Here is a 13,906-nt window from a genome sequence, read left to right as displayed (position 1 = left end):
TCCCCGCCTCATGCGCATCGACGTCATCAGCCTGTTCCCCGAATTCGTCGCCCAGTGCGCCGCATTCGGCGTGGTCGGCCGCGCGCAGGAGCGCGCGCTGCTGGACCTGCACGGCTGGAACCCGCGCGACTACGCCACGGGCGGCTACCGCAAGGTGGACGACCGCCCGTTCGGCGGCGGCCCGGGCATGGTGATGATGATCGAGCCGCTGCAGGCCTGCCTGGAGGCGGTACGCGCCGCCGACCCGCAGCCGGCGCCGGTCATCTACCTGAGCCCGCAGGGCGCGCCGCTGACCCAGGCCAAGGCCCGCCAGCTGGCGGCGCTGCCGCGGCTGGTGCTGCTGTGCGGGCGCTACGAGGGCGTGGACGAGCGCTTCGTCGCCGCCGCGGTGGACGAGGAGCTCTCGATCGGCGACTACGTGCTGTCCGGCGGCGAACTGGCCGCGGCGGTGCTGGTCGATGCGGTGACCCGGCTGCAGGAGGGCGCGCTGAACGATGCCGAGTCTGCCGCCCAGGACAGCTTCGAAGGCCCGGACGGGCTGCTCGACTGCCCGCACTACACCCATCCGCGCGAGCACGCGCTGGGCGAGGTGCCGGCCATCCTGCGCTCCGGCAACCACGCCGCGATCGCGCGCTGGCGGCGCATGCAGGCGCTGGGCCGGACCTGGCTGCGGCGCCCGGACCTGCTGGACGAGGCCGCGCTGAGCAAGGCCGACCGGCGGCTGCTGGAGGAGTTCCGCCAGGGCCTGCAGGCCGATCCGGCGCCGCTGCAGGAAAATCCATCCAAGCCCTAGCCACGGCGTCGCGACTGGGTTAAAATGCCCGGCTTTCCGGTCAAGCCCTCTGTGCTTGGCCCATCGTATATCGCGCAATCGCCGTGCGGCGACTGCCGGACCACCTCACCAGACACAAGCGGTGCCCACCATGAGCAAGCTCAACAAGACCATCCTGGCCGACTTCGAAGCCGCCCAGATCCAGCGCAAGCTGCCGGAGTTCAACCAGGGCGACACCATCGTCGTCAACGTCAAGGTGAAGGAAGGCAACCGCGAGCGCGTGCAGGCCTACGAAGGCGTGGTGATCGGCACCAAGAACGCCGGCCTGAACTCCTCGTTCACCGTGCGCAAGATCTCCCACGGCTTCGGCGTGGAGCGCGTGTTCCAGAGCCACAGCGCCATCATCGACTCGGTCGAAGTGAAGCGCCGCGGCAAGGTCCGCGCCGGCAAGCTGTACTACCTGCGTGGCCTGGAAGGCAAGGCCGCCCGCATCAAGGAAGATCTGGCCGCCGCTGCGCAGGCCAAGGTCGCGCGCCAGGCCGCTGCGGCCGCCGCCAAGGCCGAGTAATCCCCCAGCGACTCCGGTCGCTGCCGCGACGGCCGCCTTCGGGCGGCCGTTTGCGTTGGTGCGGCGGCGTGACCGCGATTCCGGGGGGGGTGCGCCGTTGCGTCCAATGGGCTGGCTTGCGCCGGGCATGGGCTGGGCTGGAATGCCGGCCGGGCTGGAGCCCCTCCTGCAGTGCACCCAGCCAGCTTCCTGCACGAGCGGTTTCAACCGCGACCGAGCGAAGCCGTGGACCCTGCGTGCGGCCAGGCCTCGACGGCGTCGGCCCCCGGCCGCGTTTCCTCGATGCCGCTTCGGTCGGGACAAAGCGAGAGTGTTCTCGCGCAGTTGCCGCAGGCTTTTTGTGGGAGCGACTTCAGTCGCGACGGGCTTTGCCGAGAGGGCCGGCCGCAACTGAAGAGGCATCCACGCGATACCGCGCGGGCCGAACCGCGAGTACCCGCGCTCAGCGCGCCGGATCCTGCGCGATCGACACATCCGCGATCGCGGCCGGGGGCTGCGCCGGCACTTCCGCGGGGCTGGCCATTTCCTCGGGGCGCGGCTGGTTCAGCATCCGCGCCTTGCGCCAGTTGCCCCAGCGGTAATAGGCCAGCGACAGGGTCATCGAGCAGATCGAACTGATCGGGAAGCTCCACCACACCGCATCGGCGCCGAACTGCGGCTGCAGCAGCTGCGCGAACGGCACGCGGATGCCCCACAGCGCCAGCGCCAGGATCAGCAGCGGCGGCAGCACCGCGCCGGTGGCGCGGACCACGCCGGAGATCACGAAGGTCACGCCGAAGAACAGGAACGACCATACCGCGATGTGGTTGAGGTGGCGCGCGATCTCCAGCGCGGCGCTGTGCGGCGGCAGGAACAGCGCCAGGGTCCAGCGGTCGAGCAGGATCAATGGCGCGATCAGCGCGCCGGTCAGCAGGAAGTTGAACAGCACGCCCTTCCGCGCGGCTGCCGCAACCCGGTCCCAACGCTGCGCGCCGACGTTCTGCGCGGCCATCGACGAGCAGGCCGCACCGATCGCCATCGCCGGCATCTGCACATAGGTCCACAGCTGCATCGCCGCGCCGTAGGCGGCCGAGGTATCGGTGCCGTAGCCGTTGACCATCGAGATCATCACGATCATCGCCAGCGAGATCAGCACCATCTGCAGGCCCATCGGCACGCCCTTGACCACCAGCGCGCGCAGGATCGTCGGGTCGATGCGGAACAGCCGCGCGTCCTGCCGGCCCAGCCACAGCACATGGCGCTTGTGCCGCAGGTACAGCAGCAGGCCGCCCAGGGCGATGGCCTGGGCGATCAGCGTGGCCCAGGCGGCGCCGGCGATGCCCAGCTTCGGGAACGGCCCCAGCCCGAACAGCAGCAGCGGATTGAAGCCGATGTCCAGCACCACCGACAGCAGCAGGAAGCGGAATGGCGTGCGCGAATCGCCGGTGCCGCGCAGCGCCGCGGACAGGAACGCGAACGCGTACAGCAGCGGCATCGCCAGGAAGATCACCCGCAGATAGGCCTCGGCCAGCGGCAACGAGGCGGCCGGCGTACCCATCGCCGCGAGCAGGTGCCGCGCCAGCCACCAGCCGCCGGCCGCGATCAGCACCGAGATGCCGATGAAGAACGTGGCGCTGGTGCCCATCACCCGCCGCGCCTGCAGCACGTCGCCGCGGCCCATCGCCTGGCCGATCAGGATGGTGGCGGCCATGCCGATCCCGAACACCGAGCCGATCAGGAAGAACATGATGCTGTTGGCGTTGGCCGCCGCGGTCAGCGCCGCCTCGCCGAGGTAGCGGCCCACCCAGATCGCATTGACCGACCCGTTCAGCGACTGCGCGATGTTGCCGGCCAGGATCGGCAGCGCGAACAGCAGCAACTGCCGGCCGATCGGGCCTTCGGTGAGGGTGGCGGGCTTGGCCATCGCTTGCCTGCAGGGACGGGAGCGGGGAGCCGCGCACACTAGCACCTGCGCGCGACCCCGGGGAGGCGACGCATGGCGGATGTGGCGCGGCCGGGAACGTCCTAGACTGAATGCATCGATGCGGACGCCGGCCTTGTGGCGCAGTTGCAGGTCTCTGGGCGCAGGTTGTCCGCGCTGCACTCATGCGAGGAACTTGCAATGCCGCGAGCGCGCCGCAATCTGCAGTGGATCGGATGCAGCGCGCTGGCGCTGGTCCTGGCCGGCTGCGCCGACACCGCGCGCTGGGGCAGTGCCAATGTGCGGCCCGGCGAGCGCCCGGAATGTCTGGTCGGCGAGGCCGCCAGCGCGCTCCCGCAACGCGCCGACGGCCTGGCGGTCAGCCAGCGCTGGCAGCGCTGCCATCCACAACAGTCGCTGCAGTGGTCCAGCGAGCGATCCGATCCCCAACCCATGCAGGTGGATTTCCGTAAGCACGATGAATGAACCGCTAGCGCAACCGAGTGCGGTCCGGCTGGATGTCTGGCTGTGGGCCGCACGCTTCTTCAAGACCCGCAGCGTGGCCAAGCAGGCGGTGGAAACCGGCAAGGTCGACGTGGCCGGGCAGCGGCCGAAATCCTCGCGCGCGGTGCGCGTGGGCGAGCAGCTGCGCGTGGAGCGCGGCGAGGAGGTATTCGAGATCCAGGTGCTGGCGCTCAGCGACGACCGCGGCCCGGCCAGCGTCGCGCAGACGCTGTACCAGGAGAGCGACGCCTCGCGCGAGCGGCGCGCGCAGCAACGCGCGCAACGCAGCGCCGAACGCAACGGCTACCAGGCCCCCGACGGCAAGCCGGACAAGCGCGCGCGGCGGCTGATCCGCGCGCTGGGCGATCTGGACGCGTTGTAGGCACGGGCGGAGTTGTCTGCGAAGCCGCAGCTCCGGTGACTGCGGCCACCCCGCTCGCGATCATCGGGCGGGCGCTTCGCCAGGCATCACGCAGTCGGGACTGAAGTTCCTCCCACAACGGGCCGGCATGCTTCTCGCTCGCCGGTTGCGCTGTGCGAGCGACTTCGGGCGCGACGAGCGAAGCGGTGAACCGTCGGTGTCGGGCAGTGTGGATTGAAGGCCCCGGGCCCGAATCACTTTCAACGACCGGCTTGCATCAGCCTGACCGTCGCGATGCCTATGCCATGACGCCCACGCGAACGCCCCGGCAGGCCAGGGCGCTTTTTACCCATGTCGCGCAGTGCAGAAACTGCTGTTGCCGACCTGCTCCGGATCATCCCGGCAGGCCCCGGCGATCGACAGCCTGCCCAATGCAGCGGGCAGGCCCTCGTCCTCACGCCGCCAGATCGAAACGGTCCAGCTGCATCACCTTGGTCCAGGCCGCGACGAAGTCCTGCACGAACTTCGGCTGGGCATCGGCGCTGGCGTACACCTCGGCCAGCGCACGCAGGATCGAATTGGAACCGAACACCAGGTCCACGCGCGTGCCGGTCCAGGTCTGCTCGCCGGTGGCGCGGTCGCGGCCGGCGTACAGCTCCTTGGTGTCCGAGGTCGCCTTCCACTCGATTCCCATGTCCAGCAGGTTGACGAAGAAGTCGTTGCTCAGCGTGTCGCTGCGCTTGGTGAACATGCCGTGCGCCGACTGCCCGACATTGGCGCCGAGCACGCGCAGTCCGCCGATCAGCACGGTCATCTCCGGCGCGGTCAGGGTCAGCAACTGCGCCTTGTCGATCAACAACGCTTCGGCGGAGACCGCGTAGCGGCGCTTGCTGTAGTTGCGGAAGCCGTCGGCCGCCGGTTCGAGCACCGCGAACGATGCGACGTCGGTCTGCGCCTGGGTGGCGTCCATGCGCCCCGGCACGAACGGCACGGTCAGGCTCTGCCCCGCGTTCTTCGCGGCCTGCTCGACCGCGGCCGCGCCGCCCAGCACGATGAGGTCGGCCAGCGAGATCTTCTTGCCGCCGCTCTGCGCGCCGTTGAACTGCGCCTGGATGCGCTCCAGCACGGACAGGACCTGCGCCAGCTGTTTGGGCTGGTTGACCTCCCAATCCTTTTGCGGGGCCAGGCGGATGCGCGCGCCGTTGGCGCCGCCGCGCTTGTCCGAGCCGCGGAAGGTGGAGGCCGACGCCCAGGCGGTCGAGACCAGTTGCGCGATGCTCAGGCCTGAGCTGAGCAGCATCTGCTTGAGCGCGGCGATGTCCTGCGCATCGACCAGCGCGTGGTCCAGCGCGGGGATCGGATCCTGCCAAACCAGTTCTTCGGTCGGCACCTCGGGACCCAGGTAGCGCGCACGCGGACCCATGTCGCGGTGGGTCAGCTTGAACCAGGCGCGGGCGAAGGCATCGGCGAACTGCTCGGGGTGTTCCAGGAAGCGGCGCGAGATCGCGGCGTAGGCCGGATCGAAGCGCAGCGCCAGGTCGGTGGTGAGCATGGTCGGCAGATGCTTCTTCGACGCATCGTGCGCGTCCGGGATCAGCGCCTCGGCATTCTTCGCCACCCACTGGTGCGCGCCGGCCGGGCTCTTGCTCAGCTCCCACTCGAACTTGAACAGGTGTTCGAAGAAATCGTTGCTCCACTGCGCCGGGGTGGTGGTCCAGGTGACCTCCAGGCCGCTGGTGATGGTGTCGCCGCCCTTGCCGCTGCCGAAGCGGTTGTGCCAGCCCAGGCCCTGCGACTCCAGGTCGCTGGCCTCCGGCTCGGCGCCGACGTTGTCGGCCGGGCCGGCGCCATGGGTCTTGCCGAACGTGTGGCCGCCGGCGATCAGCGCCACCGTCTCTTCGTCGTTCATCGCCATGCGCGCGAAGGTGTCGCGGATGTCCTTGGCGGCGAGCAGCGGATCGGGATTGCCGTCCGGGCCTTCCGGATTGACGTAGATCAGGCCCATCTGCACCGCGGCCAGCGGGTTTTCCAGATCGCGCGTGTGCACGTCGCCATCGGCATCGTCGTCGGAGACCAGCACGCCGCCGGCCTTGTCCACGCCGTCCGAGCCGTGCGCATAACGCACGTCGCCGCCCAGCCAGGTGGTCTCGCGGCCCCAGTACACGTCCTGGTCCGGCTCCCAGGTGTCTTCGCGGCCGCCGGCGAAACCGAAAGTCTTGAAGCCCATCGATTCCAGCGCGACGTTGCCGGTGAGGATCATCAGGTCGGCCCAGGAAATCGCCTGCCCGTACTTCTGCTTGATCGGCCACAGCAGGCGCCGCGCCTTGTCCAGGCTGACGTTGTCCGGCCAGCTGTTGAGCGGGGCGAAGCGCTGCTGGCCGCGACCGCCGCCGCCACGGCCGTCGCCGGTGCGATAGGTGCCGGCGCTATGCCAGGCCATGCGGATGAACAACGGGCCGTAGTGGCCGAAGTCGGCCGGCCACCAGTCCTGCGAATCGGTCATCAACGCGCGCAGGTCCTGCTTCAGCGCCTGCAGGTCGAGCGCGTTGAACGCCTTGGCGTAATCGAACGTCTCGCCCAGCGGATTGGATCTGGACGAATGCTGGCTGAGCAGATCCACGCGCAACTGCTTCGGCCACCAGTCCTTGTTCGTGGTGCCGCTGCTGGCGGCGCTGTGGAACGGGCATTTCGATTCGCTGGTCATGGCTAGGCTACCTTGATGGACGCTGGGTGGCCGCGCGCCGTGGTCGTACGGTGCGCGTGATGGCGGGGCCGGGCGGCTGGGATGCAAGGAGTGCAAGCATGGCGCACGGCGATTGGAGGACACGATAGGCGGGGACGTTGCGGTAGGGAATTCGAATGATCCTACGGAATCGATAGAAGATACCTATAGGATAGCGGTGCGTAGCGATTCGAGGATCGCGGTGGAGCATGTCCGGGTTTTGACCGGATCGCGCCGAACCGCCTTGGCACTCGCTGGATAACGCGCCTGCGCACGTGCGGCGCCTGTCGGTGTGGAGATCGGCGATCGATCTGCGGCGCGGGCGCGCCGAGCGCATCGGAGGCATTGTGCAGCGCGACGGCGAATCTCCGCGGCGGTGATCGGAAGCGGCAAAGCCCACTATCCTGACGCGATGGCCATCCGTGCGAACCGTCTGCTGCATCTGCTCGACGCCTTGCGCGGACGCCGCCGGCCGGTGGCCGGTGCCCAGCTCGCCGCCGCGCTGGGCGTCAGCCTGCGCACGCTGTACCGCGATATCGCGACCTTGCGCGTGCAGGGCGCCGACATCCTCGGCGATCCCGGCGTCGGCCACGTGCTGCGTCCCGGCTTCCTGCTGCCGGCGCTGAATTTCAGCGAGGACGAACTGGAAGCGTTGACCCTGGGCGCGCGCTGGGTGGCGCGCCAGGCCGATCCGGAACTGGCGCAGGCGGCGCAGCGCGCGGTGGCGCGGATCGCGGCCACGCTGCCCGGCAACCTGCGCCTGGCGATCGAGACCAGCGGACTGCTGGTGCCCGCGGCCGATGCCACACAACCGCCCGCGCCATGGTTGCCGGTGCTGCGCCGTGGCATCCGCCTCGAACACGTGCTGCGCATGGAGTACGCCGATGCCAACGGCGCGGCCTCGCAACGGCTGATCTGGCCGTTCGCGATGGCCTTCCTCGGCGGCTACGGCATGATCGCCGCCTGGTGCGAACTGCGCCGCGATTTCCGCCACTTCCGCGCCGACCGGGTGCTGGCCTTGGCCGACGACGGCGAGCGTTATCCCTCGCGCCGCCATCTGCTGATCAAGCGCTGGCGCGCGGCCACCGGTTACGGCGCCGACCACTGACAGCACCTGTCAGCAGGGCAGGACCAGACTGCAGGCTGTCCACCACGGAAGTCTGACCATGTCCACCGAGATCGTGCTCTACACCCACCCCCTGTCGCGCGGCCGCGTCGCCCGCTGGATGCTGGAGGAAACCGGCCTGCCGTACACGGCGGTCGTCCTCGACTACGGCACCACGATGAAGGCGCCGGCCTATCTGGCGATCAACCCGATGGGCAAGGTCCCGGCGCTGCGCCACGGCGACACCGTGGTCACCGAGAACGCGGCGATCTGCGCCTATCTGGCCGATCTGGTGCCGGAGCGGCAACTGGCGCCGCCGCCGGGATCGCCGGCGCGCGCCGATTACTATCGCTGGCTGTTCTTCATGGCCGGCCCGGTCGAGGCGCTGTTGACCGCGAAGGAAGGTGGCGCGCTGGCGCCGGCACGCAGCGCTGGCTATGGCCGCGAGGCCGACCTGATGCAGACCCTGGAGCAGGCGGTCGCGGGCCGCGAGCACCTGGCCGGCGACCGCTTCAGCGCCGCCGACCTGTATACAGCCGCATGCCTGGCGTACTACATGCGCATCGGCATGCTCGAGCCGCGCCCGGCATTCGCCACGTTCGCGCAGCGCCATGGCGATCGCCCTGCATTGCTGCGTGCCAGTGCGATCGATGCTGCATTGCTCGCGGCGCATCCGCATCCGGACATGCCGGCAAGCGTGGCGCCGGCGGTCGCCTAGCGAGCGGACGCGATTCGCTGGCGGTTGTGCGTGCTGCGCCGCCGTACCCTCACCCCAACCCCTCTCCCGGTGGGAGAGGGGCTGGACCGCACGCCGCGCTACAGCAGCGACTTGAGCCGGTACAGGGCTTCCAGCGCCTGCTTGGGGGTCAGCTCGTCCGGATCCAGCGCGGCCAGCGCATCCTGCGCCGCCGACGGGGCGGCCGCGAACAGGCCGAACTGCTGCGGCGCGTCCAGCGCCTGCGGCGCCATCTGCGAGGCGTGGCTCTCGCCGCCGCGCTGCTCCAGTTCCGCCAGCCGCCGCCGCGCCTGCGCGACGGTGGCCTTGGGCAGGCCGGCCAGCGCCGCCACCTGCAGGCCGAAACTGCGGTTGGCCGGGCCGTCCTTGACCGCGTGCATGAACACCAGCTTGTCGCCGTGCTCGACCGCGTCCAGGTGCACGTTGGCGATGCCGCTGGCGCCGCCTTCGACCGATTCGTCGGCCAGCGCGGTCAGTTCGAAATAGTGCGTGGCGAACAGGGTGTAGCAGCGGTTGTGGTGGGCCAGGTGGCGCGCCACCGCGTCGGCCAGGGCCAGGCCGTCGTAGGTGGAGGTGCCGCGGCCGATCTCGTCCATCAGCACCAGCGACTGCGCGCTGGCGTGGTGCAGGATGTAGCTGGTCTCGGCCATCTCGACCATGAAGGTGGACTGGCCGCGCGCCAGGTCGTCGCCGGCGCCGATGCGGGTCAGGATGCGGTCGATCGGGCCGATCACCGCGCGCGTGGCCGGCACGTAGCTGCCGATGTGCGCCAGCAGCACGATCAATGCGTTCTGGCGCATGTAGGTGGACTTGCCGCCCATGTTCGGGCCGGTGATCACCAGCATGCGCCGCTCCGGATGCAGGTCCAGGTCGTTGGGTTCGAACGGCTGCTCGCGCACCGCTTCCACCACCGGGTGGCGGCCGCGCTCGATGCGCAGGCACGGCGCGCTCTCCAGTTCCGGCCGCGCCCAGTCCAGCGCCTGCGCGCGCTCGGCGAAGCCGGCCAGCACGTCCAGTTCGCTGAGCGCGGCGGCGGCGCGCTTGAGCGGCTCCAGGCGTTCGCCCAGCGTGTCCAGCAGCGCTTCGTACAGCAGCTTCTCGCGCGACAGCGCGCGCTCGCGCGCCGACAGCACCTTGTCCTCGAAGTTCTTCAGTTCCTCGGTGATGTAGCGCTCGGCGTTGGTCAGCGTCTGCCGCCGCGTGTAGTGCACCGGCGCCTTGTCGGCCTGGCCCTTGCTGATCTCGATGTAGTAGCCGTGCACGCGGTTGTAGCCGACCTTCAGCGTGGCGATGCCGCTGCTGGCGCGCTCGCGCGCTTCCAGGTCGATCAGGAACTGGTCGGCATGGGTGCTGAGCCGGCGCAGTTCGTCCAGTTCGGCGTCGTAGTCGGCGGCGATGACGCCGCCGTCGCTGAGCTTGAGCGGCGGCTGCTCGGCGATCGCCGAGGCCAGCAGGTGCGCGATCTCGTCGTGCTGGCCCAGTTCCGCGCCCATCGCGGCCAGGCGCGGCGAATCCAGTGGCGCCAGCACCGCGCGCACCGTCGGCAGCAGGCCCAGGCCGTCGCGCAGCGTGGAGAAATCGCGCGGCCGCGCCGAACGCAACGCGACCCGGGTGAGGATGCGTTCGATGTCGCCGAGCGCGCGGAACGCATCGCGCAGGTCGGCATCGGCGCCGCGGTCGATCAGCGTGCCGACCGCGTGGTGGCGCTGCACCAGCACCTCGCGCAGGCGCAGCGGGCGGTGCAGCCAGCGCCGCAGCAGGCGCCCGCCCATCGGCGTGACCGTGCTGTCGAGCACACCGAGCAAGGTGTTGCGGGTGTCGCCGTCCACCCGCGTGTCCAGTTCCAGGTGGCGGCGGGTGGCCGCGTTCATCGCGATCGCCTCGGCGGCGGTCTCCATCGCGATCGCGGTCAGGTGCGGCAGGCGCTGCTTCTGCGTTTCCTCCACGTAGCCGAGCAGGGCGCCGGCGGCGGCCGTGGCGCGAGGCTTGTCGTCGATGCCGAAGCCGCTGAGGTCGTGCAGCTGGAAGAAGTTCAACAGCTGGCGGCGGCCGCTGTCCGCATCGAACAGCCACGGCGCGCGGCGGCGCACGCCGCGCCGTTCGCGCAGGAATTCCGGCCACTGGTCTTCGTCGGGCACCAGCAGCTCGGCCGGTTCCAGCCGCGCCAGCTCCGCTTCCAGCGCGTCCTCGCTGTCGACCTCGTTGACCAGGAAGCGGCCGCCGGCCAGGTCGGCCCAGGCCAGGCCGTAGCCGTGCTTGGTGCGCGCGATCGCCATCAGCAAGGTGTCGCGGCGCTCGTCGAGCAATGCCTCGTCGGTGACCGTGCCCGGCGTGACCACGCGCACCACCTTGCGCTCGACCAGGCCCTTGGCCAGCGCCGGATCGCCGATCTGCTCGCAGATCGCCACCGACTCGCCCAGTGCCACCAGCCGCGCCAGGTAGCCCTCGTAGGCATGCACCGGCACCCCTGCCATCGGGATCGGCGCACCGCCCGAGCTGCCGCGCTGGGTCAGGGTGATGTCCAGCAGGCGCGCGGCCTTGCGCGCGTCGTCGTAGAACAGCTCGTAGAAATCGCCCATGCGGAAGAACAGCAGCAGGTCCGGGTACTCGGACTTGGCGGCGAAGAACTGCTTCATCAGCGGGGTGTGCTCCGCTGCGCCGCCAGGACCTTGGGATTTTTCTCGATTTTGCATCTGATTCAATGGGTTAGGAATTTCGAAGTGACTGTCCGTGGGCAAGTATGGACGGGTGCGGCCGGCAAATGACAGGGTGCCGCGGCGCCAGCCATGGCGGCCATGGCCGACAAGCACTTGCCGATCCGCTGCGGAACTCCCAGCCTCGCACCGTTTCCGCGAGCATTTGCGGGGTGGTCACAGGAGAGACAGGAAATGTCCGGTCTATGCGCTGGATGTGCAACGTCGAGTCCGCATCAAATGCGCTCCAGTCGTCTGGCGGCATCTGCAAGTGTCCGTGTAAACGGGATCGGTGACAGTGCGCTGTGCACTTCTCAGGCATGCGGTGGCAAGGATCGCCATATGGTTGACGTTCTGCGCTTGAACGGCCGTCATCGCTTCGACGTAGGGCTGTTCCGCCACTGGAAGAAGCTAAGATCCGAGGCTTGTGCAGAGCCGGAGGCGCCAGTGATCGATCGTCGTACCTTTCTTGCCACGGGTGTTGTGGCCGTCGCCGCAGGTTTCAGCGCCTCCGCCGCTCGGATCGCGGCTGCGCCGCGCGCTGGCGGGCCGGCGCCGTGGGGCGCCGTGCCCAGCGCGCGGCAGCTGCGATGGCATCGGTGGGAGCAATACGCCTTCGTGCATTTTGCGATGAACACCTTTACCGACAAGGAATGGGGCTACGGCGACGAAGATCCGCGCAAATTCGATCCCAGCGATTTCTCCGCCGATCAAATCGTCGCCGCGGCCAAGGCCGGCAATCTGAAAGGGCTCATTTTTACCGCCAAGCACCACGATGGCTTCTGCCTGTGGCCGACGCGCCTGACCGAGCATTGCATTCGCAATTCGCCCTACAAGAACGGCAAGGGCGACATCGTCGGCGAGATGGCGGCGGCGTGTCGGCGCGCCGGCCTAGCCTTCGGCATCTACCTGTCGCCCTGGGATCGCAACCACGCCGAGTACGGGCGCCCCGGCTACCTGGACTATTTCCGCAAGCAGATCGTCGAACTGTGCACGGGCTACGGCGACCTGTTCGAGTTCTGGTTCGATGGCGCCAATGGCGGCGACGGCTACTACGGTGGAGCGCGCGAAACGCGCAAGATCGATGCGCCCGCTTACTACGACTGGCCGCGGATGATCGAGCTGGTGCACCAGCACCAGCCGCTGGCCTGCACCTTCGACCCGCTCGGCGCCGACATCCGTTGGGTCGGCAACGAGGACGGCGTCGCCGGCGATCCGTGCTGGCCGACCATGCCCGATGCCCCTTACACCCAGGAAAACGGCAATGCCGGCGTGCGTGGGGCGGCGCTGTGGTGGCCGGCCGAAACCAACACCTCGATCCGCCCGGGCTGGTTCTACCATGCCGATGAAGACGGCAAGGTGCGCAGCCCGGAGAACCTGGTGCGCTATTTCGACACCTCGGTCGCGCGCGGCACCAACATGAACCTCAATCTTCCGCCCGACCGACGCGGCCGCATCGCCGACCACGACGTCGCGGTGCTGCAGAGCTTCGGCGACGCGATCCGCGCCAGCTTCGCCATCGATCTGGCCAAGGGCGCCAAGGCAAGCGCCAGCGCGTCTCGCGGCAAGGGCTTCGAGCCGGCGCGCGTGCTCGACCGCCAGGCGGACAGCTACTGGTCCACGCCGGACGCCGTCACCACGCCGACGCTGACGCTGGAACTGTCGGCGCTGCGCAGCTTCGACCTGATCCGGCTGCGCGAATACCTGCCGCTGGGCGTGCGCGTCACCCGCTTCGCGATCGAAGCCGAGGTCGATGGGCAATGGCGGCGGTTGGCCGAAGCGCAATGCATCGGTGCGCAGCGGATCCTGCGGCTCGATTCCCCGGTCGCCGCGCGCCGTGTGCGTCTGCTCGTGCTCGAGGCGCCGGTCTGCCCGGCGATCAGCGAATTCGCGCTGTTCCGCGCGGTTGCGCCGGTTGCGGTCGCGCGGCCGACGGCGAACGCGCCGGACGTGCTGTCCACCGCGGGTTGGCGCATCGTCGCGGCCAGCGCGCCTGGGGCGGAGAAGCTGCTCGACGACGATGCCGGCACGATCTGGATCGCGCCCGCGCCCAAGCCGGGCCATCCGGCGCAGGTGACCATCGACCTCGGCGCGCTGCGCCAGGTCGCCGGCTTCAGCCTCACGCCCTCGCGCGCGGTGCTGAACGGCGCGGCGCCGCCGAAAGGCTATCGCGCCGAAAGCAGCGAGGATGGCCAGCACTGGCAGCCGGCCGGCGCCGGCGAGTTGTCCAATATCGCCTATGCGCTGTCGACCCAGCGCCTGAATTTCCCCGAGGTGCGCCAGATCCGCTACCTGCGGCTGTCGTTCGCCGAAACGGCGCTGCCCGCCGAGCGGCTGGCGATCGCCGGGATCGGTGCATTCTCGCGTTTGCGATGACGGCTTGCGCTCCCTCACCGCCATGCGCGGTGGGGGTGGCGCATCGCTGGGGCGACGCAGCTTCACGGGCTTGGAGATGCCCGATGCGGTGAAGATCGACTTCGGAGTGAAGCGTCGGCGACGTCACCCCGGCGTGCGTCGCCATCGCGCCGACCACGGCATGGGCGGG

10 protein-coding genes are annotated in these 13,906 nt (G+C 69.5%); 7 read left to right on the top strand and 3 right to left on the bottom strand.

The features are described 5' to 3' along the window. Positions 1–10 precede the first annotated feature (10 nt). Positions 11–793, top strand: coding sequence for a tRNA (guanosine(37)-N1)-methyltransferase TrmD (trmD, locus tag NRY95_15270; GenBank protein UYC15081.1), 783 nt, complete (start codon positions 11–13; stop codon positions 791–793). A gap of 130 nt (positions 794–923) precedes the next feature. After that, a complete protein-coding gene (rplS, locus tag NRY95_15265) occupies positions 924–1,340 on the top strand; it encodes a 50S ribosomal protein L19 (protein UYC15080.1) in 417 nt (138 codons plus the stop codon). 442 nt (positions 1,341–1,782) lie between these two features. On the opposite strand, the gene NRY95_15260 is transcribed toward rplS, so the two are convergent. Beyond that, positions 1,783–3,243: an MATE family efflux transporter gene (locus NRY95_15260; protein ID UYC15079.1), complete on the bottom strand. Its 1,461-nt coding sequence runs from the start codon at positions 3,241–3,243 to the stop codon at positions 1,783–1,785. A gap of 198 nt (positions 3,244–3,441) precedes the next feature. Between NRY95_15260 and NRY95_15255 the strand changes: the two genes are divergently transcribed. Together NRY95_15255 and NRY95_15250 are read left to right on the top strand one after the other, a co-directional pair. Next, entirely contained in the window at positions 3,442–3,726 is a 285-nt protein-coding gene (locus tag NRY95_15255) for a hypothetical protein (protein ID UYC15078.1), read from the top strand. After that, entirely contained in the window at positions 3,719–4,126 is a 408-nt protein-coding gene (locus tag NRY95_15250; GenBank protein ID UYC15077.1) for an RNA-binding S4 domain-containing protein, read from the top strand. Before NRY95_15255 ends, NRY95_15250 begins: the two co-directional genes overlap by 8 nt. A 433-nt stretch (positions 4,127–4,559) precedes the next feature. On the opposite strand, the gene katG is transcribed toward NRY95_15250, so the two are convergent. Continuing rightward, on the bottom strand, positions 4,560–6,809 hold the full coding sequence (katG, locus tag NRY95_15245; GenBank protein ID UYC15076.1) for a catalase/peroxidase HPI: 2,250 nt from the start codon (positions 6,807–6,809) through the stop codon (positions 4,560–4,562). Between the two features lie 430 nt (positions 6,810–7,239). Here katG and NRY95_15240 point away from each other — a divergent pair, with 430 nt between their 5' ends. Both NRY95_15240 and NRY95_15235 read left to right on the top strand, forming a co-directional pair. Continuing rightward, on the top strand, positions 7,240–7,935 hold the full coding sequence (locus NRY95_15240; protein ID UYC15075.1) for a YafY family transcriptional regulator: 696 nt from the start codon (positions 7,240–7,242) through the stop codon (positions 7,933–7,935). Between the two features lie 58 nt (positions 7,936–7,993). Next, complete coding sequence (locus NRY95_15235) at positions 7,994–8,650, top strand: glutathione S-transferase family protein (protein UYC15074.1); 657 nt, start codon at positions 7,994–7,996, stop codon at positions 8,648–8,650. 98 nt (positions 8,651–8,748) lie between these two features. On the opposite strand, the gene mutS is transcribed toward NRY95_15235, so the two are convergent. Continuing rightward, entirely contained in the window at positions 8,749–11,361 is a 2,613-nt protein-coding gene (mutS, locus tag NRY95_15230; protein ID UYC15073.1) for a DNA mismatch repair protein MutS, read from the bottom strand. Positions 11,362–11,808: 447 nt separating this feature from the next. Between mutS and NRY95_15225 the strand changes: the two genes are divergently transcribed. Continuing rightward, positions 11,809–13,737, top strand: coding sequence for an alpha-L-fucosidase (locus tag NRY95_15225; GenBank protein ID UYC18600.1), 1,929 nt, complete (start codon positions 11,809–11,811; stop codon positions 13,735–13,737). Positions 13,738–13,906 lie beyond the last annotated feature (169 nt).

This window comes from Xanthomonas campestris pv. phormiicola (genome assembly GCA_025666215.1).
Taxonomy (GTDB): domain Bacteria; phylum Pseudomonadota; class Gammaproteobacteria; order Xanthomonadales; family Xanthomonadaceae; genus Xanthomonas_A; species Xanthomonas_A campestris_A.
The sequence above is the reverse complement of the archived record's forward strand: the minus strand, read 5'-3'. Positions and strand labels throughout refer to the sequence as shown.

What these genes read in the sequence shown, in the direction of transcription:
- trmD (UYC15081.1), top strand. Translation starts at nt 11, where the DNA reads ATGCGCATCGACGTCATCAGCCTGTTCCCCGAATTCGTCGCCCAGTGC.
- rplS (UYC15080.1), top strand. Translation starts at nt 924, where the DNA reads ATGAGCAAGCTCAACAAGACCATCCTGGCCGACTTCGAAGCCGCCCAG.
- NRY95_15260 (UYC15079.1), bottom strand. Translation starts at nt 3,243, where the DNA reads ATGGCCAAGCCCGCCACCCTCACCGAAGGCCCGATCGGCCGGCAGTTG.
- NRY95_15255 (UYC15078.1), top strand. Translation starts at nt 3,442, where the DNA reads ATGCCGCGAGCGCGCCGCAATCTGCAGTGGATCGGATGCAGCGCGCTG.
- NRY95_15250 (UYC15077.1), top strand. Translation starts at nt 3,719, where the DNA reads ATGAATGAACCGCTAGCGCAACCGAGTGCGGTCCGGCTGGATGTCTGG.
- katG (UYC15076.1), bottom strand. Translation starts at nt 6,809, where the DNA reads ATGACCAGCGAATCGAAATGCCCGTTCCACAGCGCCGCCAGCAGCGGC.
- NRY95_15240 (UYC15075.1), top strand. Translation starts at nt 7,240, where the DNA reads ATGGCCATCCGTGCGAACCGTCTGCTGCATCTGCTCGACGCCTTGCGC.
- NRY95_15235 (UYC15074.1), top strand. Translation starts at nt 7,994, where the DNA reads ATGTCCACCGAGATCGTGCTCTACACCCACCCCCTGTCGCGCGGCCGC.
- mutS (UYC15073.1), bottom strand. Translation starts at nt 11,361, where the DNA reads ATGCAAAATCGAGAAAAATCCCAAGGTCCTGGCGGCGCAGCGGAGCAC.